The 632-nt window shown below is 35.8% G+C and carries 1 protein-coding gene; it reads right to left on the bottom strand.

Annotated features, from left to right (window positions below; genetic code table 11):
* Positions 1 to 94: 94 nt before the first annotated feature.
* A complete protein-coding gene (locus H8718_RS20390; protein ID WP_249334883.1) occupies positions 95 to 511 on the bottom strand; it encodes a DUF2634 domain-containing protein in 417 nt (138 codons plus the stop codon).
* Positions 512 to 632: the final 121 nt, after the last annotated feature.

The raw sequence follows: 632 nt of genomic DNA, 5'->3' as shown, positions 1-632 counted from the left end.
GCTGGTGCTAACGCCATATGCATGAGACTCCCTTCTCTTTTGTCCATATCATTAGGCACTTTTTCTAAGGCACTCTTAATCAATTCTTCAAAGGTCATATCTTCACCTCTCTTTCTATAAGGATATCTCCATGTAAGGTTACTGCAGTAAAACTTACGTGAAGCCCCTCTTCAACCTCGGTTATAATGAGATCCTCTATAGCTGATATCCTATCATCTACTAACAAACATTCGTTAAGCAATCTGGGGAGCTCTGCTCTTGCTAAATCCTTGGGTTTCCCTACTAACTTATTCGTTTCTTCACCGTAATTCCAGCTAAAAATAAGATAATTGTATCTCTCTGTTTTTAATGCAAGATAGATACTTTGCTCTATAGCCTTTTTATCATCTACCATACCTAATATTTTCTTACTTTCAAAATCTATATAAAAAGTTTTAGAAGGTATAATATTATTTTTCATATCCACTTCTAATAAACTTCGATCACTTTGCGGTATAAGAGATTGTGACATTGGGATCACCTACCTTATCCAAAATAACGTATTCTTCACCTGCCGCACTTACAATAAGCCTATCGCCTACCTTGAGTTTAGGTTGAATAATACAAGTACGTGTAACTTCCGTTAATGAACT

The sequence above is a fragment of the Zhenhengia yiwuensis genome, assembly GCF_014384995.1.
Taxonomy (GTDB): domain Bacteria; phylum Bacillota; class Clostridia; order Lachnospirales; family Cellulosilyticaceae; genus Zhenhengia; species Zhenhengia yiwuensis.
The sequence above is the reverse complement of the archived record's forward strand: the minus strand, read 5'-3'. Positions and strand labels throughout refer to the sequence as shown.